This is a genomic window from Streptomyces sp. NPDC050264 (assembly GCF_040655895.1).
GTDB lineage: Bacteria > Actinomycetota > Actinomycetes > Streptomycetales > Streptomycetaceae > Streptomyces.
Map to the genome: position 1 here is coordinate 46,476 of NZ_JBFAKV010000014.1, position 19,662 is coordinate 66,137.

At 70.1% G+C, this 19,662-nt stretch carries 19 protein-coding genes; 8 read left to right on the forward strand and 11 right to left on the reverse strand.

Annotated elements, in window-relative coordinates; translation table 11 throughout:
* The first annotated feature begins 159 nt into the window (after nucleotides 1–159).
* A complete protein-coding gene (locus AB0J02_RS24630) occupies nucleotides 160–1,200 on the forward strand; it encodes an LLM class flavin-dependent oxidoreductase (protein ID WP_363195915.1) in 1,041 nt (346 codons plus the stop codon).
* 83 nt (nucleotides 1,201–1,283) lie between these two features.
* Here AB0J02_RS24630 and AB0J02_RS24635 read toward each other — a convergent pair whose 3' ends face one another.
* Complete coding sequence (locus AB0J02_RS24635; RefSeq protein WP_363195916.1) at nucleotides 1,284–1,676, reverse strand: SCO5389 family protein; 393 nt, start codon at nucleotides 1,674–1,676, stop codon at nucleotides 1,284–1,286.
* Between the two features lie 295 nt (nucleotides 1,677–1,971).
* Between AB0J02_RS24635 and nucS the strand changes: the two genes are divergently transcribed.
* A complete protein-coding gene (gene nucS / locus AB0J02_RS24640; protein ID WP_363195917.1) occupies nucleotides 1,972–2,643 on the forward strand; it encodes an endonuclease NucS in 672 nt (223 codons plus the stop codon).
* 70 nt (nucleotides 2,644–2,713) lie between these two features.
* Here the strand turns inward: nucS and AB0J02_RS24645 are convergent, their stop codons facing one another.
* The 4 genes from AB0J02_RS24645 to AB0J02_RS24660 all read right to left on the reverse strand — a co-directional run bounded on the left by AB0J02_RS24645 (nucleotide 2,714) and on the right by AB0J02_RS24660 (nucleotide 7,666).
* On the reverse strand, nucleotides 2,714–5,251 hold the full coding sequence (locus AB0J02_RS24645; RefSeq protein WP_363195918.1) for an ATP-binding protein: 2,538 nt from the start codon (nucleotides 5,249–5,251) through the stop codon (nucleotides 2,714–2,716).
* Between the two features lie 249 nt (nucleotides 5,252–5,500).
* On the reverse strand, nucleotides 5,501–5,824 hold the full coding sequence (locus AB0J02_RS24650) for an STAS domain-containing protein (protein ID WP_363195919.1): 324 nt from the start codon (nucleotides 5,822–5,824) through the stop codon (nucleotides 5,501–5,503).
* Nucleotides 5,825–6,001: 177 nt separating this feature from the next.
* The gene (locus AB0J02_RS24655) at nucleotides 6,002–6,853 is read right to left on the reverse strand and encodes a 3-hydroxyacyl-CoA dehydrogenase family protein (RefSeq protein ID WP_363195920.1); all 852 of its coding nucleotides are present in this window, start codon (nucleotides 6,851–6,853) and stop codon (nucleotides 6,002–6,004) included.
* A gap of 174 nt (nucleotides 6,854–7,027) precedes the next feature.
* Nucleotides 7,028–7,666 carry a TetR/AcrR family transcriptional regulator gene (locus tag AB0J02_RS24660; RefSeq protein WP_363195921.1) on the reverse strand — a complete coding sequence of 213 codons (639 nt, stop codon included), beginning with the start codon at nucleotides 7,664–7,666 and terminating at the stop codon, nucleotides 7,028–7,030.
* Nucleotides 7,667–7,747: 81 nt separating this feature from the next.
* Between AB0J02_RS24660 and AB0J02_RS24665 the strand changes: the two genes are divergently transcribed.
* Genes AB0J02_RS24665 through AB0J02_RS24675 form a run of 3 tightly spaced genes read left to right on the forward strand, consistent with a single transcriptional unit; the run spans nucleotide 7,748 to nucleotide 9,877 of the window.
* Entirely contained in the window at nucleotides 7,748–8,530 is a 783-nt protein-coding gene (locus AB0J02_RS24665) for an ATP-binding cassette domain-containing protein (protein ID WP_363195922.1), read from the forward strand.
* 5 nt (nucleotides 8,531–8,535) lie between these two features.
* Complete coding sequence (locus tag AB0J02_RS24670) at nucleotides 8,536–9,291, forward strand: ABC transporter permease (RefSeq protein ID WP_363196058.1); 756 nt, start codon at nucleotides 8,536–8,538, stop codon at nucleotides 9,289–9,291.
* Nucleotides 9,292–9,304: 13 nt separating this feature from the next.
* Nucleotides 9,305–9,877 (forward strand): cob(I)yrinic acid a,c-diamide adenosyltransferase, encoded by a 573-nt coding sequence (locus AB0J02_RS24675; protein ID WP_363195923.1) that lies wholly within the window; start codon nucleotides 9,305–9,307, stop codon nucleotides 9,875–9,877.
* Here the strand turns inward: AB0J02_RS24675 and AB0J02_RS24680 are convergent.
* Nucleotides 9,874–10,416: a hypothetical protein gene (locus AB0J02_RS24680; protein ID WP_363195924.1), complete on the reverse strand. Its 543-nt coding sequence runs from the start codon at nucleotides 10,414–10,416 to the stop codon at nucleotides 9,874–9,876. The genes AB0J02_RS24675 and AB0J02_RS24680 overlap by 4 nt on opposite strands.
* Before the next feature lie 161 nt (nucleotides 10,417–10,577).
* Between AB0J02_RS24680 and AB0J02_RS24685 the strand changes: the two genes are divergently transcribed.
* The 3 genes from AB0J02_RS24685 (at nucleotide 10,578) to AB0J02_RS24695 (ending at nucleotide 14,465) form a co-directional block, all read left to right on the forward strand.
* Nucleotides 10,578–11,780: a histidine kinase gene (locus tag AB0J02_RS24685; RefSeq protein WP_363195925.1), complete on the forward strand. Its 1,203-nt coding sequence runs from the start codon at nucleotides 10,578–10,580 to the stop codon at nucleotides 11,778–11,780.
* Entirely contained in the window at nucleotides 11,777–12,421 is a 645-nt protein-coding gene (locus AB0J02_RS24690) for a response regulator transcription factor (RefSeq protein WP_363195926.1), read from the forward strand. Before AB0J02_RS24685 ends, AB0J02_RS24690 begins: the two co-directional genes overlap by 4 nt.
* 181 nt (nucleotides 12,422–12,602) lie before the next feature.
* Nucleotides 12,603–14,465, forward strand: coding sequence for a glycoside hydrolase family 18 chitinase (locus AB0J02_RS24695; protein ID WP_363195927.1), 1,863 nt, complete (start codon nucleotides 12,603–12,605; stop codon nucleotides 14,463–14,465).
* 78 nt (nucleotides 14,466–14,543) lie between these two features.
* Here AB0J02_RS24695 and AB0J02_RS24700 read toward each other — a convergent pair whose 3' ends face one another.
* The 5 genes from AB0J02_RS24700 to atpA all read right to left on the reverse strand — a co-directional run bounded on the left by AB0J02_RS24700 (nucleotide 14,544) and on the right by atpA (nucleotide 19,620).
* On the reverse strand, nucleotides 14,544–14,999 hold the full coding sequence (locus AB0J02_RS24700; protein ID WP_356492661.1) for a DUF2550 domain-containing protein: 456 nt from the start codon (nucleotides 14,997–14,999) through the stop codon (nucleotides 14,544–14,546).
* A 149-nt stretch (nucleotides 15,000–15,148) separates the two neighbouring features.
* Complete coding sequence (locus AB0J02_RS24705; protein ID WP_028804231.1) at nucleotides 15,149–15,523, reverse strand: F0F1 ATP synthase subunit epsilon; 375 nt, start codon at nucleotides 15,521–15,523, stop codon at nucleotides 15,149–15,151.
* A gap of 127 nt (nucleotides 15,524–15,650) precedes the next feature.
* A complete protein-coding gene (gene atpD / locus AB0J02_RS24710) occupies nucleotides 15,651–17,087 on the reverse strand; it encodes a F0F1 ATP synthase subunit beta (RefSeq protein ID WP_363195928.1) in 1,437 nt (478 codons plus the stop codon).
* Complete coding sequence (locus tag AB0J02_RS24715) at nucleotides 17,087–18,007, reverse strand: F0F1 ATP synthase subunit gamma (RefSeq protein WP_363195929.1); 921 nt, start codon at nucleotides 18,005–18,007, stop codon at nucleotides 17,087–17,089. Before AB0J02_RS24715 ends, atpD begins: the two co-directional genes overlap by 1 nt.
* 20 nt (nucleotides 18,008–18,027) lie before the next feature.
* Nucleotides 18,028–19,620 (reverse strand): F0F1 ATP synthase subunit alpha, encoded by a 1,593-nt coding sequence (gene atpA / locus AB0J02_RS24720; protein ID WP_363195930.1) that lies wholly within the window; start codon nucleotides 19,618–19,620, stop codon nucleotides 18,028–18,030.
* Nucleotides 19,621–19,662: the final 42 nt, after the last annotated feature.

Here is a 19,662-nt window from a genome sequence, read left to right on the forward strand (position 1 = left end):
AGGGGGCCGGAGTACATGCCGCTCACCGCCGCACGCACCGTGTCAAGGTTTTCCGGAAAATCTGCCAATCTTCATGCAGGGCCGTGCCCTTGGCACTTGTCATCCGTTAATGCCTTCAGGGGGAGTGCCCGCGTCGGCACCAAGGAAGGCAGGAGTGCGATGCGCGTAGGAACATTTGTACTGGCCGCCCAGTTCCCTGGGCAGGGGCAAGGGGAGGCACTGCACCGCGCGGTGCGGTCGGCCGAGGTCGCCGAGGAGGCGGGCCTGGACTCGGTGTGGCTCGCCGAGCATCACTTCGTGCCGTACGGGACGTGCCCGTCGGCGATCACGCTGGCCGCGCTGCTGCTCGGCCGCACCCGCACCCTGCGGGTCGGCACGGCGGTGAGCGTTCTGCCGACGGCGCACCCGGTGGCCCTCGGCGAGCAGGCGGCCCTGCTGCACCTCACCTCCGGCGGGCGCTTCTCGCTGGGAGTGGGACGTGGCGGGCCGTGGGTGGACCTGGAGGTCTTCGGCGCTGGCGTCGAGGCGTACGAGCAGGGCTTTCCCGGCTCTCTCGACCTGCTGCTGCGCTGGCTGCGCGACGCCCGCGTGGCGAGCGAGGGGGACCGGTTCGCGTTCCGCGAGGTGCCGGTCGTGCCGCGGCCCGCGGAGGCGATCGGCGCGACGGACCCGGCGGGCCCCGAGGTCGTCGTCGCCTGTACGTCGCCGAAGAGCGTGCGGCTCGCCGCCGAGCGGGGCCTGCCGATGCTTCTCGGCATGCACGTCGGCGACGAGGAAAAGGCCGAGATGGTCGCCCTGTGGCGGCGTCACGCGCGCGAAGCCGGCCACCCGGCCTCGGAGACGGCGGCGGCGTCGCACGTCTCCGCCGGCGTCGCCCAGGTCGGTGACCACCGCGCGGAGGCCCGCGAAGCACTCCTGAAGGCGATGCCGGGGTGGCTGAAACAGGGCCTGGACGCCCACGTGACGGTGGACGGACGCGCGCGGGCGAAGCGGGACCCTGTCGCGTACACGGAGCTGCTGTGCGGGATCCACCCGGTCGGCACCCCGCAGGTGTGCGCGGACCGGCTCGCCGCCACCTCCGAGCGGACCGGCATCACGCGCTTCGCGCTCCTCGTCGAGGGCTCGGGCGACCTGGCGACGACAGAGGAGAACGTGCGGCGGCTCGGTGCCGAGGTACTTCCCCGACTCGGCGCGGCCTGAAGGTCCCTGACGGGCCCTGATGTCTGTCGTCCCGTACTGATGCACCTCCCGCGTACAGGACGACAGACATTCCGGTTCAGCCGTCAGCAGTCACGATATTCCGGTGACTGGTTGAGCAGCTGGTTGCGGACCGAGGTGAAGCGGGCCAGCGTCTCGTCCACCGACGGGTCCTGCGGGAACACCGCGACCCGGTGGCAGTTCTGGAACGCCAGCCGTACACCGAAGTGCCGCTGCAGTGCGCCACGTATCGCGTCACTCGCGAGCGCACGCAGCAGCTGACCGCGTGCCTGCTCGTCCGGCGGCGGCGTCTGGTTGTCGGCGAACTCTCCGCCGTCGACCTTCAGCTGGGCCACCAGGGAGCTGACCATCTCCCACGCATAGGGCAGGGAGGTCCGGACGCAGTCGACGAATTCCGCTTCGTCGACCTCGCCTCGCTCGGCCTGTTCCAACAGTGCCGGTGAGACGTCGAGCGACATGGGTTCTCCTCTCGCACCCCCAGGGAACGGGGGCTGACGGACAGGCCAGGAGCCCACGGGCGTACGACCCTCCGAACACGCAGCGTGCACGCGCCGCGACCTCCTGCTTCTACGGTATGCAACGCATCGGGGCGGCAACAGGGCGTGCAGCGCATGGTTCGCACACAACCGGCCATTAACGAACGGGTGGGTTCCGAAACAAAAGGGGCGCCGCGAAGGTGCCCGGGCAGGGCGGAGGCGGGTGGCGGGTGGGCGAATCGCGTGGACCGTCGAGTGTCGAGTAGCGTTGCCGACCATGCGTCTTGTCATCGCCCGCTGCTCCGTGGATTACGCGGGCAGGCTCACCGCCCATCTCCCTCTCGCCCCCCGCCTGATCCTCGTGAAGGCGGACGGCAGCGTGTCCATCCATGCGGACGACCGGGCTTACAAGCCCCTCAACTGGATGTCGCCCCCGTGCACCTTGAAGGAGGGGACCGGAGACGAGGCAGGCACCTGGACCGTCATCAACAAGGCGGGCGAGAAACTCATCATCACGATGGAGGAGATCCTGCACGACTCCTCGCACGAGCTGGGCGTCGACCCGGGCCTGATCAAGGATGGCGTGGAAGCGCACCTTCAGGAGCTGCTCGCCGACCGTATCGAGACGCTCGGCGAGGGGTACACCCTGATCCGCCGCGAGTACATGACGGCGATCGGCCCGGTCGACATCCTCTGCCGCGACGCCGACGGACAGACCGTGGCCGTGGAGATCAAGCGCCGCGGTGAGATCGACGGCGTCGAGCAACTGACGCGCTATCTCGAACTGTTGAACCGCGACCCGCACCTCGCGCCGGTCCGCGGTGTCTTCGCCGCCCAGGAGATCAAGCCGCAGGCGCGGGTGCTGGCGACGGACCGCGGCATCGGCTGCGCGATCCTCGACTACAACGCGATGCGCGGCATCGAGGACGACAAGCTCCGCCTGTTCTGACGGGCCGGCATGCCGAAGGGGCTGGATCTCTCCAGCCCCTTCGGCATGTCCGCGTCGTCGCGTCACCGCGTCACATCACGGTGCTGCCGTCACTCGCCCCGCTCCCGCTCGGGGAGACCGCCGCGCTGCTGCTCACCGGTGCGCTGCCGACCGGGCTGCTCGCCGAGTCGGACGTGTCCGGGGAGGACTCCGGCGGCGTCGTCGGGGGCTCGGAGGTCGGCGGCTCGGAGGACGGCGGCGGCTCGGAGGACGTCGGAGGCTTCGTCGTCGGCGGCTTCGTGGTGGGCGGCTTGGTGCTCGGCGGCTTCGAGGGCGACTTGCTGGGCGACTTCGTCGGGTCGTCCGGCTTCTTGGACCCGCTCGGCTCGTCCGACGGCCGGCCGGCCGACGTCGACGGCGCCGGATCGTCCGCGGTGCCCGGAATCCCGTCCTTTCCGGGGTCGGTCGGCCCCGACGTGGAACCGGCGCCGCTGTCGCCGTCCTCCTGGTCGGCCGTGTCGGCTCCCAGGTCGCCGCCGCTCTCCCCCGCTGTCGCCGAGGGGTTGGTGCCCACCCGGTCGGACGGCGGCTCGTCGTTGTTGGACGTGGCGCCGAGCGTCACGACCGTGCCGAGTACGGCCGCGAGCAGCGCACCCGCACCGGCCGCGACCAGATTGCGCCGGGTGCCGCCGACGATCGACTTCCGCGTGGGTGCCTTGCCGGTGCCGGCCGGCGAGGCGGCCGCGGGGGCCTGCCGGCTCACCACCGTCTGCGGTACGCGCGGCGGTTCGGGCAGCGGGTACGCGGCCGGCACGCCACGGGGCGGCGACGCCGACTCCTCGTACATCGCGTCCGGGACTTCCTCACCCGCGGCCGTACGCCCGCCGGGCAGCGCGCCGCCCGAGCGGTCCGCGACGAGCGCGAGGGCCCGGCGGCCGGCGATCGAACCCCGCTTGTCGGCGAGGGCGCCGCGCAGGCCGATGGAGGCCTCCAGCTCGGCGCGGGCCCGGTCGAGATGCCCGCCGAGCAGCGCCAGTATCCCCAACTCGTGGTGGAAATAGGCCTCTTCGGGGACCTCGCCGGCGAGCCGTGCCGCTTCCTGACCGGAGCGCAGCGCGCGCTCCCAGGCGCTCCAGGCGAGCCCCGCGGCGAACGCGGGCGCCGCCGCGCGGGCCAGCTCCACCGAGGGGCTGGTCTCGTCCTCGGTGGGCGGTGTCGTCGCCGGTACGAGGACGGCGAGCGCGGCCAGCACCGCGTCGGACTCGGCGGCGACCCGCTCGGGTCCGACGGACGGGTGCCCGGCCCACCAGGCGTAGTGCCGGGCGGCGGTGCGGGCGTACTCGACGGTGTCGTCGCCGTAGCCCGCGGCCTCCAGCTGCACCTGCACCCCGGACGCGAGGCGGTAGCGGGCGCCGACCGCGGTGACGAGCGAGCAGGAGACGAGTTCGGCGAGCGCCGCGTCGGCGTGCGTGTCCCCGACGAGCGCGGGCAGGTGCGCCTGGTGCGGGATCTCGCCGCCCAGCGCGACGGCGAACCGCAGGGTGGCGCGGGCCGACTCGCTGAGCCGGGACGCGAGCAGCGCGGCGGGCGCGGCTCCGTCGGCGAGCGAGGGCAGCGGTACGTCGTGGCCGTCCTCCGCGTCGAAGGACGCGTCTACGGGTGCGGCCCCGGGCCCGTCGTAGAAGCCGAACGCGTCGAAGGCACCCGGGTCGGCGCGGAGCAGGTCACGCTGACGCAGCAGCGAGCCGGCCTGCGCGAACCGCAGGGGCAGTCCCTCGGACTCGAACCAGAGGTCGCCCGCCCACTGCGCCTCGTCGTCGGTGAGGACGCGGCCGACGGCGCGCTCCAGGAGTTCCAGGCTGCCGCCGCGGCCGAGCCCGCCGAGGAAGACCTCTTCCACGTGGGAGTCGGCGGACGGCGCGGCGACGTCGGGCGTCGCGGACAGCAGGAACGCGCACTCGGGCGTCGCCTCGAGGAGTTCGTCGAGGGCGGCGCCGCCGAATTCGAGGTCGTCGAGGACGACGACGGCGCCGATCTCGTGGACGAGTTCGAGCAGCAGGGCGCGGTCGGGGCGGTGCAGCGGCGCGTTGTAGACCGCGCCGAACAGCTCGTGCAGGACGTCGTTCGCCGTGCGCCGGTGGCCGGACAGGCGGATGACGCCGTCGGGCGCGATGTCGAGACAGTCCTCGGCGATCTGGTCGAGCAGCGCGGTGCGCCCGGCGCCGGACGGCCCGGTGAGCCGTACGGAACGGCCGCGGGCGAGGAGCCTGACGAGCCGCTCGCGCTCTTCCTGGCGCTCCAGGAGCGGCAGTCGGGGCAGCGCGGGCCCGGGCGGCAGCGGCGGCCGGGCGGCGCGTGCGAGTTCGGCGCGCTCCGTGGCGTCGTACTTGCCGGGCCGGCCGGGGCGCTCCCCGGGCGGGCAGGGTTCGATCTCGCTGCCGTCGACCGGGTTGACGGTCAGCAGGTAGTCGCCGGAGACGAGCTGCACGGTGCGTGCGAGCGTGGGCGACGGCTGGCCGAAGTCGGGTGTGTACTGGTCGCGCGGCGGGCGCTGACGGCCGCCGCTGCCGGTCGTGTCGTCGCGCCGGTCCTGGCCGAATTCTTCGGGTCCCCGGTTCATCGGGTCCATGGTCAAAGCCCCCCAAAAGCGTGGTGTGCCCCTTGCCCCTCCCGGCCTGTGCACACTGCGCTGTCGCTTCTGGTCCGGTCCCGCGCGGCGGGTTCGTCATTCCGCGGGCGACCGAACCCTAGACCTTCGCACAGTATCTACGAACACTCGGGGTCCCGCCCCGCCCGAGACGTCACAGTCTCGTGAGGATTGTGAGCGCTTCTCACAGGAACGAACCATTCATCCCTGAGGACCGGTTCCGCCGGGGTGTCAGACCCGCGGCAGCGACTCGACGCCGATGCCGCCTTCGATGGCGAGGATGCGGTGCAGCCGGGTCGCGACCAGCAGGCGCTGCATCTGGGGCGGCACCCCGCGCAGCACGAGCCGGCGTCCGCAGCGGCCGGCGCGGCGGTGGGCGCCCATGATGACGCCGAGTCCGGTCGCGTCCCACGAGTCCAGTTCGGACAGGTCGAGCACCAGGTCGCCGAGTCCGTCGTCGACGGCGGTGTGCAGGACCGTACGGGCGTCCGCCGCGCTGCGGACGTCGAGGCGGCCCCCGACGACCAGCTCGGCGTGGTCGCCCCTGATGTGCATATGCGCTCCCCGTGAAAGGCAGAAGTACTCGGGTACTCAGTTGGTCAGGTGATCCGGATGATCCAGGTGATCTGGGTATGTCACTGCAACTGACTGGCTGGAGTCGCCATAAGTTGCCGTCTGTAAGCGAACCGATACCGAATTCACCCCGACGGGTGACATCGCGTCAGACGTGCGTCACGCGTGCTTGTAGAAGCCCTGCCCGCTCTTGCGTCCGATGTCACCGGCGTCAACCATCCGGCGCATCAGTTCCGGCGGCGCGAACTTCTCGTCCTGGGACTCGGTGTAGATGTTGCCGGTCGCGTGCAGCAGGATGTCGACGCCCGTGAGGTCGGCGGTGGCCAGCGGTCCCATGGCGTGGCCGAAGCCGAGCTTGCAGGCGATGTCGATGTCCTCGGCGCTGGCGACGCCCGACTCGTACAGCTTGGCGGCCTCGACGACGAGGGCGGAGATGAGGCGGGTGGTCACGAATCCGGCCACGTCGCGGTTGACGACGATGCAGGTCTTGCCGACGGATTCGGCGAACTCCCGGGTGGTGGCGAGGGTTTCGTCGCTCGTCTTGTAGCCGCGCACCAGTTCGCAGAGCTGCATCATCGGCACCGGCGAGAAGAAGTGCGCCCCGACGACCCGTTCGGGGCGTTCGGTCACTGCCGCGATCTTGGTGATCGGGATCGCGGAGGTGTTCGAGGCGAGCACGGTGTCGGCGCGCACGATCTTGTCGAGCGCCCGGAAGATCTCGTGCTTGACCTCGAGCTTCTCGAACACGGCCTCGACGACGATGTCGGCGTCGGCGACCGCGTCCAGATCAGTGGTCGTGGTGACGCGGGCGAGCGCGGCCTCGGCTTCCTCCGCGGTCAGTCTGCCCTTGCTCACGAACTTGTCGTACGACGCCTTGATGCCATCGGTGCCGCGGGCGAGGGCCTCGTCGGTGACGTCGCGCAGGACGACGTCCCAGCCCGCCTGGGCGGAGACCTGGGCGATGCCCGATCCCATGAGACCGGCGCCGATGACGGCGAGCTTCCCTGCCACGTGCGAATCCCCTAACCGCGTACCCGCATACCGCTCGACCACTGTTCACGTTGCTCTTTTGTACGTTGCTCTTTTGCGGACCCTAGCGCCCGTGAGGGGCCGTGTGACCGCTTAGAGATGCGCGTCACGTCTCGAATGACGGACATCACACCGGTACGGACCCGTCGGCATGCATCAGGCGTCGCGCACGGCGTAGTTGAGCACCTTTTCGCTCAGGAGTTCCTCGATGTCGTCGAGGACGCCGAGCATTTCGCGGGAGACCGCGGCCGGTGCACTGCCCGCGAGCATGCGCCGCCCGATGGCCGCCATGACGGTCTGGTGCGCCCAGCCGATCTGACCCGCGATCAGATCGGGCAGCGGGTCGTCGGCGGCGGCGCCGGTCTCCTGGCGCAACGCCTCGGTCAGGTTGTCGTGGACCTCCTGCTGGATGGCCCAGAGGCGCGAGCGCAGGGCGGGAGCGGCGTGCACGACGCGCATGAAGTCGCTGTAGCCGTCCATCAGGCCGACGCGCGGCGAGACCGCCTCGATCTCCTCGCGCAGCTCCCGCAGGACGGCGGCGGCCGCGGACTCGCCCGGCGAGCGGCCGCGCACCCAGCGGGACATCCGGTCGACGACGCCCCTGGAGCGGTCGAGGAACAGGTCCTCCTTGGCCGGGAAGTAGTTGTAGACGGTGTTCACGGAGACGTTCGCCGCGTCCGCGATCTCCGCGACCGTCACCTCGTCGAAGCCCCGTTCCAGGAAGAGCCCGGTCGCGACATCCGAGATGTACTGCCTGGTCTGGCGCTTCTTCCGCTCCCTGAGCCCCTCTGCCATGAGGCGATTCTAGTCAATCGCTGGCCTCTCTGAAATTTTGGGTACGTTGCAAAATTGCAGTGACTCTGTTTTTCTGACCGCATGCCAGTCATCAGCGCGTCCGGCCTCGCCCGGACCTTCCACACGAAACAGGGCCCGGTGGCAGCCGTCCGCGGCATCGACCTGCGCGTCGAACCCGGCGAGGTCCTCGGCTTCCTCGGCCCGAACGGCGCGGGCAAGACCACCACCCTGCGCATGCTCACGACCCTGCTGCCGCCGACCGGCGGCGCGGCCACCATCGCGGGCCACGACCTGGCGGCCGACCCGGCGGGGGTACGGCGCGCGGTGGGGTACGTGGCCCAGTCCGGCGGCGTCGACCCGTCCGTCTCCGTACGCGAGGAGCTGGTCACGCAGGGCCGCCTGTACCGCCTGACGAAGCCTCAGGCAATCGCCAGAGCACGGGAGTTGGCGTCCCGTCTCGGTCTCGCGGACCTGATGGACCGCAAGACCGGCGCACTCTCCGGCGGGCAGCGGCGGCGCCTCGACATCGCGATGGGGCTCACGCACCGCCCGCAGGTGCTCTTCCTCGACGAGCCGACGACCGGGCTCGACCCGGGCAGCCGCGCCGACCTGTGGGACCTGGTGCGCGGGCTGCGCGCCGAGTACGGCACGACGGTGTTCCTGACCACGCACTATCTGGACGAGGCCGACGCGCTCGCGGACCGGATCGTCGTGGTGGACAAGGGCGTCGTGGCGGCCGAGGGCACGCCCAGCGCGCTGAAGCTGGCGTACGGCGGCTCGATCGACGCGTCGCTCCAGGACACGTTCCTGGCGATCACCGGGCGCGGACCCGCGCCCGTGGACACGACCCCGGTGGCGGTGTGAGCACGATGAAGGACCTCGTCCCGGACACCCTCCTGATCTTCGGGCGGTACGCCCGCCAGACGCTCTCCTCCCGGTTCCAGATGCTGTTCGGCATCCTGATGCCGCTGCTGTACCTGCTCTTCTTCGGGCCGCTCCTGACCGATCTGCCGCTGAGCCCGACGGGCAGCTCCTGGCAGGTCCTGGTCCCCGGGCTGCTGCTCCAACTCGGCCTGTTCGGAGCCGCGTTCTGCGGTTTCGGGATCATCCTGGAGAAGAACCACGGCGTCGTGGAGCGGATGCGCGTCACCCCGGTCAGCCGGCTCGCGCTGCTGCTCGGCCGGGTACTGCGGGACACCGCGCTCTTCCTCTTCCAGGCGGTCCTGCTGGTGCTCGCCGCGCTGGTGATGGGGTTGCGGGCGCCGCCGGCCGGTGTCCTCATCGGCTTCGCGTTCGTCGCGCTCCTGACGGTCTCGCTGGCCTCCCTGTCGTACGCGCTCGCCTTCAAGGTCGGTACGCCGCAGGAGTTCGGGCCCGTCGTCAACGCGGTCACCATGCCGTCGATGCTCCTCTCCGGCCTGATGCTGCCGATGGCGCTCGCGCCCGGCTGGCTGGACGCGCTCTCGCACGTGATGCCGGTGCGCTACCTGGTGGACGCGATGCGGGACGCGTACGTCGGCCAGTACGCGACGGCGCACATGCTGTACGGGTCCCTGGCCGCGATCGCCTTCGCCGCGCTCGCCGTGACGGTGGGCACACGTGTCTTCCGCGCGGCCGGGTCGTAACTACGCTGGCGGCATGGTCAATCTGACGCGCATCTACACCCGTACCGGAGACAAGGGCACCACGGCCCTCGGCGACATGAGCCGTACCGCCAAGACGGATCTGCGGATCTCGGCGTACGCGGACGCCAACGAGGCCAACGCCGTCATCGGCACCGCCATCGCGCTCGGCGGCCTCGACGAGGAAGTCGTCAAGGTGCTCACGCGCGTACAGAACGATCTCTTCGACGTCGGCGCCGACCTGTCGACGCCCGTCGTGGAGAACCCCGAGTACCCGCCGCTGCGCGTCGAGCAGTTCTACATCGACAAGCTGGAGGCGGACTGCGACCGCTACAACGCGGAGCTGGAGAAGCTGCGCTCCTTCATCCTGCCCGCCGGCACGGCCGGGGCGGCGCTGCTGCACCAGGCGTGCACGGTGGTGCGCCGCGCCGAGCGCTCCACGTGGGCGGCGCTCGAAGTGCACGGCGAGACGATGAACGCGCTGACGGCGACCTACCTCAACCGGCTCTCCGACCTCCTGTTCATCCTGGCGCGCACGGCGAACAAGGAGGTCGGGGACGTGCTGTGGGTGCCGGGCGGGGAGCGTTAGGCAGCGCCGACCGGCTTCTTCTTCGGGAACACCGTGTAGCTCACAGCGATGATCACGTTGATCGCGATCAGGAACAGCATGCGCTGCTGCCACTGCTCGAGAGACCCGGTGTTCCCGCTTCCGCCGACGTACCAGATCGCGCCCTGGAGCAGGCCCATGGCGATCAGCGCGGCGGCGATCCAGCGCGCGGCGACCTTCCACTCGTGGACCGCGCGCGGCGTCCCGTACTTGGGTGTCGACGGTGGCGGGCCGCCCGCGAAGCGGTGCGCGACGCGCACGTCGACCCACTTGACCGTGTAGTGGCCGAGCGCGACGGAGTAGCCGATGTAGACGGCGGCCAGGCCGTGCTTCCAGTCGGGCTCGGCGCCGTTCTTCAGGTCGATGGCCGTGACGACGAACAGGAGCACCTCCAGGAGCGGCTCGCACAGCAGCACCGCGACACTCGTGCGCGGCATCTTCGCCCAGTAGCGCAGGGCGAGGCCCGCGGCCAGCAGCACCCAGAAGCCGACCTCACAGATGATGATCAGCGTGACGATCACGGTGAACTCCTCTCGTCCTCCTTCCAGACTCGCCGCGGGACCGCCCGTGATCGTCGTCGCCAGTGACGAAGTACGACTGCATCCTTCGATGTAGCGGCCGCACGCCGGGCTTCGTCCCGCGGCACCATGCCCGGCCCGCGCCGTACGTGTTGGATGGAGCCATGCACCTGCCGCTGCCCCGCCCGCACCGCGACGACGTCCGGATCGCCGTCGTGGGTCTGCTCGGCGGTTTCGCCCTCTGGGGCATCGGGCTCGGCATGAACACCGGGCGCCTGCTGGACGGCGCCTGGCTGCTGGTCCCGCTCGTCGTGATGTCGGCCCTGGAGCTGCTGCGCCGCACCCGGCCGCAGTTCGCGGTGGTGGTGGGCACGCTCGTGCTGGTCGCCGACCAGTTCACCCAGGGCAGCCTGGCGACGGTGCTGATGTTCACGGATCTGATGTACGCGGGCGTGCTGTACGGGACGCCGGCCGCGGCCCGGCGCCTGCCGGTGACCACCGGCCTTGTCACGGTCGCCGCCACGCTCGGCTTCCTGGCCTGGTGGCGGCAGCCGGAGGCGATCCTGGTGGGCGTGGCGACCGGGCTCGTCTCGTTCGGGCCCGCGGCGACGGGCGTCCTCGTCCGCAACCACCGGGACCGGGCCGCCGAGGAGCGGCTGCGCGCCGAACAGACCGCGCTGCTCGCCGAGATGGACCGGGCGCAGGCGGTGACGGCCGAGCGCGCGCGGATGGCCCGCGAGCTGCACGACATGGTGGCGAACCATCTGTCGGCGATCGCCATCCACTCCACGGCCGCGCTCTCCATCGACGAGCCGGCCACCACGCGCACCGCCCTGGAGACGATCCGCGAGAACAGTGTCGACGGGCTCGCCGAGATGCGCCGCCTGATCGGCATCCTGCGGGACTCCAGCGGCGACGCCGAACCGGCCGCGGCGCCCACCCTGGACGGCCTGGCCGCACTCGTGGAGCAGGCGCGCACGAACGGCCTGGACGTCGGCCTCGCTCTGACCGGGCCCACCCTGTCCGGCCCGGCCGGAGGGCTGCCCGCGCCCGTCGAGCTGGCCGCCTATCGCATCGTCCAGGAGTCCCTCACGAACGCGCTCAAGCACGCCTCGGCGGGGCGCGTCACCGTCACCGTCGAGCGCGCGGGCGAGCGGATCGAGGTGTGCGTGACCAGTCCCTACGGGGACCGGGACGGGCCGCGCGCGCCCGGCTCGGGCGCCGGGCTCGTCGGGATGCGCGAGCGCACGGCGCTGCTCGGCGGCACGTTCGAAGCCGGACCGGAAAGCGACGGGGGCGGCAAGGTCTGGCGGGTCCGGGCCGCCCTGCCCCTCGAAACCCCCTCACCCGAAGGAGAGCCGGCGTGATCCGTGTGCTCGTCGCCGAGGACCAGTCCGCCGTACGGGCCGGGCTCGTCCTCATCCTGAACAGCGCGCCCGACATCGAGGTCGTCGGGGAGGCCGAGGACGGCGAGCGGGCGGTGGCCCTGGCCCGCGAACTCCGCCCCGATCTGGTCCTCATGGACGTACAGATGCCGCGTCTCGACGGCGTCTCGGCCACCCGCGCGGTGGTCGGCGAGGGCCTGGCGGACGTCCTCGTCCTGACCACGTTCGACCTCGACGAATACGTCTTCGGGGCGCTGCGGGCCGGGGCCTCCGGGTTCCTCCTGAAGAACACCGACGCGAAGGACCTGATCGAGGGTGTGCGGACGGTCGCGCGCGGCGAGGGCCTGATCGCACCGGCCGTGACGCGCCGCCTCATCACCGAGTTCGCGGTCACCGCCCAGCGGGCACAACCGCGCGCAGCGCCCCCGGAGTTGGCGACGCTGACGCGGCGCGAACGAGAGGTGCTCGGCTGCCTCGGCGGGGGGCTGTCCAACGCCGAGGTCGCGGTGCGTCTCGGTATGGCGGAGGCCACCGTGAAGACGCACGTCAGCCGCCTGCTCGGCAAGCTGGAACTGCGCAGCCGGGTACAAGCGGCCGTGCTCGCCCAGGAGTTGGATCTATAGCGCCCGGCGCCCCTCTCACGAGGCTGACCGAAAGCCGTGATTGGTTTAGACCTTGACCGCTGGTCCAGACCTTTCTATTCTCACCGCACTGCGGTGAGCACACCCCCCACTCCGGTGCTCACGGGCGTCGCAGGGTTCCGTCCCCCGTCAGCGAACCCAGGACCACCCGAGGGAGCACTCCATGCGCGCAAGTGACGTACCCCGACGAAGACTCCGCCACCGAGCCACCGCGGCACTGACCACGCTGCTGCTGCCCGCCGCCGCCCTGGTCGGCCTCGCCACCCCGTCCCACGCCGCGGCCGAGGCCACCGCGGTCACGGCCACGTACGCCAAGACCCAGGACTGGGGCACCGGCTTCGAAGGCAAGTGGACCATCAAGAACTCCGGTACCACGAGCGTCAGTTCATGGACCGTCGAATGGGACTACCCCTCCGGTACGAAGGTGACCTCGGCCTGGGACGCCACCGTCACCAACTCCGCGAACCACTGGACCGGCAAGAACCTCTCCTGGAACGGGACGCTCGCCCCCGGCGCCTCGATATCCTTCGGCTTCAACGGCTCCGGCACCGGCGCCCCCAGCGGCTGCAAGATCAACGGCGCCTCCTGTGACGGCGGCGACGTGCCCGGCGACGCGGCCCCGTCCGCGCCCGGCACCCCGACCGCCTCAGCCGTCACGGACACCTCGGTCAAGCTCTCCTGGTCCGCGGCCACCGACGACAAGGGCGTCAAGAACTACGACGTGCTGCGCGACGGCGCCAAGGTCGCGACGGTGACCGGCACCTCGTACTCCGACACCGGCCTCACCGCGGGCACCGACTACTCGTACACGGTCCAGGCCCGCGACACCGCCGACCAGACGGGCCCGGCCTCCGGCGCGGTGAAGGTCCACACCACTGGCGGCGGCACCGACCCGGGCAACCCCGGCACCGGCGGCAAGGTCAACCTCGGCTACTTCACCGACTGGGGCGTCTACGGCCGCCAGTACTACCCGAAGAACCTGGAGACCTCCGGCTCGGCCGCGAAGGTCACACACATCAACTACGCCTTCGGCAACGTGCAGAACGGCCAGTGCACGATGGGTGACTCCTACGCCGACACGGACATGGCCTACACCGCGGCCAACTCCGTCTCCGGCCAGGCCGACACCTGGGACCAGCCGCTGCGCGGCGCCTTCAACCAGCTCCGCCAGCTCAAGGCCAAGCACCCGAACCTGAAGATCCTCTGGTCCTTCGGCGGCTGGACCTGGTCCGGCGGCTTCGGCCAGGCCGCGCAGAACCCGGCCGCCTTCGCCGACTCCTGCTACAAGCTGGTCGAGGACCCGCGCTGGGCCGATGTCTTCGACGGCATCGACATCGACTGGGAGTACCCGAACGCCTGCGGCCTGACCTGCGACACGTCCGGGCCCGCCGCGCTGAAGGGGCTCACCTCGGCGCTGCGCGCCAAGTTCGGCTCGAACAACCTGGTCACCGCCGCCATCACCGCCGACGGCTCGGCGGGCGGCAAGATCGAGAAGACCGACTACGCGGGCGCGGCCCAGTCCCTCGACTGGTACAACGTCATGACCTACGACTTCTTCGGCGCGTGGGCGGCCCAGGGTCCGACGGCCCCGCACTCCCCGCTCACCTCGTACAGCGGCATCCCGCAGGCGGGCTTCAACTCCGCCGACGCCATCGCCAAGCTGAAGGCCCAGGGCGTACCCGCCGCCAAGCTGCTGCTCGGCATCGGCTTCTACGGGCGCGGCTGGACGGGCGTCACGCAGAAGGAACCCGGCGGTACGGCGACGGGTCCGGCGGCCGGCACGTACGAGCAGGGCATCGAGGACTACAAGGTCCTGAAGACGAAGTGCCCGGCGAACGGGACGGTGGCCGGCACGGCCTACGCGTTCTGCGGCTCGGACTGGTGGTCGTACGACACCCCGGCGACCATCACCTCGAAGATGAGCTGGGCCAAGTCGCAGGGTCTGGGCGGCGCGTTCTTCTGGGAGTTCTCAGGGGACACGAGCAACGGCGAGCTGGTCAGCGCGATCAACTCCGGGCTGAAGTAGCCCCCGAAGACTGAAGCCGGGCCGGTGGGAACGCCCCCCACCTGCTCGGCTTCTTTCATGCCCGGCCCCGCAGGCCGGCTACGCCACGTTCACCCGCTGGCCGGGCGGCGCCGCCTCCAGCCAGGCCAGGAAGCCGGTCAGCGCGTCCTCGCTCATCGCCAGTTCGAGGCGCGATCCGCGATGCGTACACGCGAGGACGATGGCGTCGGACAGCAGCGCCAGTTCCTCCTCGCCGTCCGGGGCACGGCGCCCCGTCACCTCGATGGCCGCACGCTCGAGAATGCGCTTCGGGCGCGGCGCGTACGAGAAGACCCGGAACCACTCGATCCGGTCACCGTTGTAGCGGGCGATGCCGTACCCCCAGCCCTTGCCGGAGGTGTCCTCGGCGTCGGGGCCCGGCGCGTCCCACCGCAGGGAACAGTCGAACGTGCCCCCCGAGCGCTGGATCAGCCGCCGCCGCAGTCCGAAGACAAAGAGCCCCAGCAGTACGAGTACGACGACCGCGACTACGCACAGCACGAGAACGAGGACCATCTGCACCGACCTCCTCGCTTCTCGACAGATCCAAACGCCAGATAACGGAACAGCAAAAACAGTTGTAGATCGCCTCAGCCGCGACCCCGTCCGGAGAGGTTATCTCCGGACCGGGCCGCGGCTGAGTCGCGTCTTCGGGCTCGCTGGGATCAGCGGGCCGCCACCGCACGCAGTCGGACGTCCGCGCGACGCTCGGCAGAGGCATCGCCCTCCGCCTTCGCGCGCTCGAGCTCCCGCTCCGCGCGCTGGACATCGATCTCGTCCGACAGCTCGGCGATCTCGGCCAGCAGCGACAGCTTGTTGTCCGCGAACGAGATGAAACCGCCGTGGACAGCCGCCACGACCGTTCCACCATCACTCGTACGGATCGTCACCGGGCCCGACTCCAGCACACCGAGCAGCGGCTGGTGACCGGGCATGACGCCGATGTCGCCGGACGCGGTGCGCGCGACGACCAGGGTGGCCTCGCCGGACCAGACACTGCGGTCCGCGGCGACGAGCTCGACGTGCAGCTCAGCAGCCAAGGTGGGCTCCTCGGGTCACCACCCGGCGGCACTCGCTGCCGGGTGTTGGGTCAAAGTCTAGTGGGCGTACGACGGGGGGCGGGGCACCCGCCCCCCGTCATGAAGTCGCAGACGTGATGTCAGGACTTCAGGAGACGCCGAGCTCCTTGGCGTTGGCCTTGAGGTCCTCAATGCCACCGCACAGGAAGAACGCCTGCTCCGGGAAGTGGTCGTAGTCGCCGTCGATGATCGCGTTGAAGGCCACGATCGACTCGTCCAGCGGCACGTCCGACCCGTCGACGCCGGTGAACTGCTTGGCGACGTGGGTGTTCTGCGACAGGAAGCGCTCCACGCGACGGGCGCGGTGGACAGTGAGCTTGTCCTCCTCGCCGAGCTCGTCGATACCGAGGATCGCGATGATGTCCTGGAGGTCCTTGTACTTCTGCAGCACCGTCTTGACGCGCATGGCGGTGTTGTAGTGGTCCGCCGCGATGTACCGCGGGTCCAGGATGCGGGACGTGGAGTCCAGCGGGTCCACGGCCGGGTAGATGCCCTTCTCGGAGATCGGACGGGAAAGCACCGTCGTCGCGTCGAGGTGGGCGAAGGTCGTCGCCGGGGCCGGGTCGGTCAGGTCGTCCGCGGGCACGTAGATGGCCTGCATGGACGTGATCGAGTGACCACGGGTCGACGTGATGCGCTCCTGGAGGAGACCCATCTCGTCGGCCAGGTTCGGCTGGTAACCCACGGCCGAGGGCATCCGGCCCAGCAGGGTCGAGACCTCGGAACCGGCCTGCGTGAAGCGGAAGATGTTGTCGATGAAGAACAGCACGTCCTGCTTCTGCACATCGCGGAAGTACTCCGCCATGGTCAGACCCGCGAGGGCCACGCGCAGACGGGTGCCCGGCGGCTCGTCCATCTGACCGAAGACCAACGCGGTCTTGTCGATGACGCCGGACTCGGCCATCTCCTCGATGAGGTCGTTGCCCTCACGCGTGCGCTCGCCGACACCGGCGAACACGGAGACACCGTCGTGGTTGTTGGCGACGCGGTAGATCATCTCCTGGATGAGCACCGTCTTGCCGACGCCGGCACCGCCGAACAGGCCGATCTTTCCACCCTTGACGTACGGGGTGAGAAGGTCGATGACCTTGACGCCGGTCTCGAACATCTCGGTCTTCGACTCGAGCTCGTCGAAGTTCGGCGCCTTGCGGTGGATGCCCCAGCGCTCGCCGTCGTACTGCTCGTCGACGTTCAGGACCTCGCCGAGGGTGTTGAACACCTTGCCCTTGGTGAAGTCACCGACGGGGACGGTGATGGAGGCACCGGTGTCGGTCACCGAGGCCTGGCGGACCAGACCGTCGGTGGGCTGCATGGAGATGGCGCGGACCAGGCCGTCACCGAGGTGCTGGGCGACCTCGAGCGTCAGGGTCTTCTTCTGACCGTCCTGCGCCGGGTCGTTCACCTCGACGTGGAGGGCGTTGTAGATGTCCGGCATCGCGTCGACGGGGAACTCCACGTCGACGACCGGGCCGATGACCCGGGCGACGCGGCCCGTGGCCGTCGCGGTCTCAACTGTGGTCGTCATTACTTGTCACTCCCCGCGGTCGCGTCGGCCAGGGCGCTGGCGCCACCGACGATCTCGCTGATTTCCTGGGTGATTTCGGCCTGGCGGGCCGCGTTGGCAAGTCGGGAGAGCGTGTTGATCAGCTCACCCGCGTTGTCGGTCGCCGACTTCATCGCGCGGCGCGTGGCGGCGTGCTTGGAGGCAGCCGACTGGAGCAGCGCGTTGTAGATACGGCTTTCGACGTAGCGCGGCAGCAGGGCGTCGAGGACGTCCTCCGCCGACGGCTCGAAGTCGTACAGCGGAAGGATCTCGTCGCCCTTGGACGCCGTCTCCTCCGCGACCTCTTCGAGGCTGAGCGGCAGCAGGCGGCCGTCGACCGCCGTCTGCGTCATCATCGAGACGAACTCGGTGTAGACGATGTGGAGTTCATCCACGCCGCCCTCCGCCGTCTCCTTCTCGATGGCCTCGATGAGCGGACCCGCGACCTTCTTGGCGTCCGCGTACGTGGGCTCGTCGGTGAAGCCCGACCACGACTCCGCGACCTTGCGCTCGCGGAAGTTGTAGTGGGCCAGACCGCGGCGGCCGACGATGTACGTGTCGACCTCCTTGCCCTCGGCCTCGAGGCGCGCCGTCAGCTTCTCGGCGGCCTTGATCGCGTTGGAGTTGAAGGCGCCGGCCAGGCCGCGGTCGCTCGTGAGGAGCAGCACCGCGGCACGGGTCGCCGTCTCGGCCTCGGTCGTCAGCGGGTGCTTGGTGGTCGACCCGGTCCCCACCGCCGTGACCGCGCGCGTGAGCTCGGTCGCGTACGGCGTGGAGGCCGCCACCTTGCGCTGTGCCTTGACGACACGCGAGGCGGCGATCATCTCCATCGCCTTGGTGATCTTCTTGGTCGCGGTGACGGATCGGATGCGACGCTTGTAGACCCGGAGCTGGGCTCCCATGAGTCAGGTCCCTTCCGTCGTCACTTGCCGGCGGCGGCCGGAGCGTCCTCGCCGAGAAGCTTCCCGTCCGAGGTCTCGAACTGCTTCTTGAACTCCGCGACCGCGTCGTCGATGGCCTGGATCGTGTCGTTCGACATCTTGGCGCCCTCCTTGATGGAGGTCATCAGGCCCTGCTCCTTGCGGTGCAGGTAGTCGAGCAGCTCGCGCTCGAAGCGACGGATGTCGGCGACGGGCACCTCGTCCATCTTGCCGTTGGTGCCGGCCCAGATGGAGATGACCTGGTCCTCGGTGGCCATCGGCTGGTACTGAGCCTGCTTCAGCAGCTCGACCAGACGCTGACCGCGCTCCAGCTGGGACTTGGACGCGGCGTCCAGGTCGGAACCGAAGGCGGCGAACGCCTCCAGCTCGCGGTACTGGGCCAGGTCCAGACGCAGACGGCCGGAGACCTGACGCATCGCCTTGTGCTGCGCGGAACCACCCACACGGGAGACCGAGATACCGACGTTCAGCGCGGGGCGCTGACCGGCGTTGAACAGGTCCGACTCCAGGAAGCACTGGCCGTCGGTGATGGAGATGACGTTGGTCGGAATGAACGCCGACACGTCGTTCGCCTTCGTCTCGACGATCGGCAGACCCGTCATCGAACCGGCGCCCAGCTCGTCCGAGAGCTTCGCGCAGCGCTCGAGCAGACGCGAGTGCAGGTAGAAGACGTCACCCGGGTAGGCCTCGCGCCCCGGCGGGCGGCGGAGCAGCAGGGACACGGCGCGGTAGGCGTCGGCCTGCTTCGAGAGGTCGTCGAAGATGATGAGGACGTGCTTGCCCTCGTACATCCACTGCTGACCGATGGCCGAACCGGTGTACGGCGCCAGGTACTTGAAGCCGGCCGGGTCGGACGCCGGAGCGGCGACGATGGTCGTGTACTCCAGCGCGCCGGCCTCTTCCAGGGCACCACGCACGGAGGCGATGGTGGAGCCCTTCTGACCGATGGCGACGTAGACGCAGCGGACCTGCTTCGACGGGTCGCCGGTGCGCCAGTTGTCACGCTGGTTGATGATCGTGTCGACAGCCAGGGCGGTCTTGCCGGTCTGACGGTCACCGATGATCAGCTGACGCTGGCCACGGCCGATCGGGGTCATCGCGTCGACGGCCTTGTAGCCGGTCTCCATCGGCTCGTGCACCGACTTACGGGCCATGACGCCCGGAGCCTGCAGCTCAAGGGCGCGTCGGCCGCTGGTCTCGATCTCGCCGAGGCCGTCGATCGGGTTGCCGAGCGGGTCGACAACGCGACCGAGGTAGCCCTCGCCGACACCGACGGACAGAACCTCACCGGTGCGCTGCACCGGCTGGCCCTCCTCGATACCGCTGAACTCGCCGAGGACGACCGCACCGATCTCGCGCTCCTCGAGGTTGAGGGCGAGACCCAGGGTGCCGTCCTCGAACTTCAGCAGCTCGTTCGCCATGGCGGAGGGCAGGCCCTCCACCTTGGCAATGCCGTCGCCGGCCACGGTGACCGTACCGACCTCCTCGCGCGAGGCCGCGTCCGGCTTGTACGCCTGGACAAAGTTCTCCAGCGCGTCCCGGATCTCCTCCGGCCGGATCGTGAGCTCCGCCATCTGGGTTCCCTGCTCTCCTTGTTGGGCCCGAAGTGTTCTTGG

What these genes read in the sequence shown, in the direction of transcription:
- nucS (WP_363195917.1), top strand. Translation starts at nt 1,972, where the DNA reads ATGCGTCTTGTCATCGCCCGCTGCTCCGTGGATTACGCGGGCAGGCTC.
- AB0J02_RS24645 (WP_363195918.1), bottom strand. Translation starts at nt 5,251, where the DNA reads ATGGACCCGATGAACCGGGGACCCGAAGAATTCGGCCAGGACCGGCGC.
- AB0J02_RS24700 (WP_356492661.1), bottom strand. Translation starts at nt 14,999, where the DNA reads ATGGTCCTCGTTCTCGTGCTGTGCGTAGTCGCGGTCGTCGTACTCGTA.
- AB0J02_RS24670 (WP_363196058.1), top strand. Translation starts at nt 8,536, where the DNA reads ATGAAGGACCTCGTCCCGGACACCCTCCTGATCTTCGGGCGGTACGCC.
- AB0J02_RS24685 (WP_363195925.1), top strand. Translation starts at nt 10,578, where the DNA reads ATGCACCTGCCGCTGCCCCGCCCGCACCGCGACGACGTCCGGATCGCC.
- AB0J02_RS24630 (WP_363195915.1), top strand. Translation starts at nt 160, where the DNA reads ATGCGCGTAGGAACATTTGTACTGGCCGCCCAGTTCCCTGGGCAGGGG.
- AB0J02_RS24715 (WP_363195929.1), bottom strand. Translation starts at nt 18,007, where the DNA reads ATGGGAGCCCAGCTCCGGGTCTACAAGCGTCGCATCCGATCCGTCACC.
- AB0J02_RS24675 (WP_363195923.1), top strand. Translation starts at nt 9,305, where the DNA reads ATGGTCAATCTGACGCGCATCTACACCCGTACCGGAGACAAGGGCACC.
- AB0J02_RS24650 (WP_363195919.1), bottom strand. Translation starts at nt 5,824, where the DNA reads ATGCACATCAGGGGCGACCACGCCGAGCTGGTCGTCGGGGGCCGCCTC.
- AB0J02_RS24660 (WP_363195921.1), bottom strand. Translation starts at nt 7,666, where the DNA reads ATGGCAGAGGGGCTCAGGGAGCGGAAGAAGCGCCAGACCAGGCAGTAC.
- AB0J02_RS24665 (WP_363195922.1), top strand. Translation starts at nt 7,748, where the DNA reads ATGCCAGTCATCAGCGCGTCCGGCCTCGCCCGGACCTTCCACACGAAA.
- AB0J02_RS24635 (WP_363195916.1), bottom strand. Translation starts at nt 1,676, where the DNA reads ATGTCGCTCGACGTCTCACCGGCACTGTTGGAACAGGCCGAGCGAGGC.
- atpA (WP_363195930.1), bottom strand. Translation starts at nt 19,620, where the DNA reads ATGGCGGAGCTCACGATCCGGCCGGAGGAGATCCGGGACGCGCTGGAG.
- AB0J02_RS24695 (WP_363195927.1), top strand. Translation starts at nt 12,603, where the DNA reads ATGCGCGCAAGTGACGTACCCCGACGAAGACTCCGCCACCGAGCCACC.
- atpD (WP_363195928.1), bottom strand. Translation starts at nt 17,087, where the DNA reads ATGACGACCACAGTTGAGACCGCGACGGCCACGGGCCGCGTCGCCCGG.